The sequence below is a fragment of the Streptococcus sp. 477 genome (assembly GCF_013277295.1).
GTDB lineage: Bacteria > Bacillota > Bacilli > Lactobacillales > Streptococcaceae > Streptococcus > Streptococcus pseudopneumoniae.
This window is the reverse complement of sequence record NZ_VMMQ01000108.1, coordinates 1-1,424: the sequence shown is the minus strand read 5'-3', so window position 1 is coordinate 1,424 and position 1,424 is coordinate 1. Positions and strand designations below refer to the sequence as shown.

Genomic DNA, 1,424 nt, shown 5'->3' with positions numbered 1-1,424 from the left:
AAAACTCATCTTAAAACAACATCAAATTCTTTCCATCACGGCAGATAATGGTACAGAATTTAACCGCTTGTCTGATGTATTTTCTGAGGAACATATCTATTATGCGCACCCCTATGCCTCTTGGGAAAGGGGAACTAATGAGAATCACAACAGGCTCATTCGTAGATGGTTACCTAAGGGAACTAAGAAAACGACTCCCAAAGAAGTCGCATTCATCGAAAATTGGATTAATAACTATCCTAAAAAATGCTTGAACTACAAATCACCCAGAGAAGACTTCTTCATGGCTAACTTGAACTTGAAATTTGGATTCGGACAACTCCCCCTAGTCTGGTCAAAGTGGAAATTGGTTTAAAACAGATTTTTATGGTGGAATTTAGTGTGAGACGTTTGAGTTAGAAATGAGCTCTACTATGACAAAACATAAATACCTGACCCTTTCAGACCCTCATAAATTCTCTAGGCTGGAGATTTTGGCTCTATAATATTTGTAGTAGGAAAATCCCCTATGGATATTATGGAGCCTATTTTGTTGTAGAAAAAAGTCCCGTATCATCTATAATGAAAAGTAACCAAACCATCATTAGAAAGAATCATATGGAACAATTACATTTTATCACAAAACTACTCGATATCAAAGATCCTAATGCCCAAATTATGGATATCATTAATAGAAGGAAATCATTGCTAAACTGGATTATGAGGCTCCATCTTGCTCAATTTGATTCAGAAAAAGTTCATCATCGCTTAGAGGACTGTATTTGCCCTGACTGTCAGGGAGATCTAAAAGAGATTGGAGCAACCCTTCAAGGACAAGAATTGGTCTTTATTCCTGCGCAATTAAAACGAATAGATCATATCCAACACGCTTATAAGTGCCAAGCAGTGAGAAAAATCCGAGTGATAAAATCGTGAAAGCTCCTATCCCTAAAGCCCCTTTGGCGCATAGCCTTGGCTCAGCTTCTATAATCGCTCACACCATCCATCAGAAGGTACCCAATTATCGCCAAGAAGAAGATTGGGCTAGGATGGGTTTACCAATCACACGTAAGGAAATTTCTAATTGGCATATCAAGACGAGTCAATACTATTTAGAGTCCCTTTATAACCTTTGACGAGAAAAGTTGTTAGAACAAGCTCTTCTTCATGCGGATGAAACCTCTTATCGGGTCTTAGAAAGTGATAGCCATCTGACCTACTATTGGACTTTTTTGTCAGGAAAATCAGAGAAACAAGGGATTAGGCTTTACCAACATGATCAGCGTCGAAGTGGTTCAGTAGTACAAGAATTCCTAGGAGACTATTCTGGCTATGTGCATTGTGATATGTTGCGGCAGTAACTTAGGACTTTAGTCCTCTAGTTCTGCCTATGCGATAGCAGTCCAAGGTTTAGGAGCAAGGCGATGCTAAGCTTGGTAAACTGC

At 39.0% G+C, this 1,424-nt stretch carries 1 protein-coding gene and 1 pseudogene; both read left to right on the top strand.

From position 1 onward, the window contains the following. The coding region (locus HT691_RS10970; protein ID WP_172925379.1) for an IS30 family transposase at window positions 1–355 on the top strand (355 nt) is incomplete at its 5' end. A 356-nt stretch (window positions 356–711) separates the two neighbouring features. Then, window positions 712–1,328, top strand: a pseudogene (locus HT691_RS11720) (IS66 family transposase); the annotation flags it as partial. Between the last annotated feature and the right edge of the window lie 96 nt (window positions 1,329–1,424).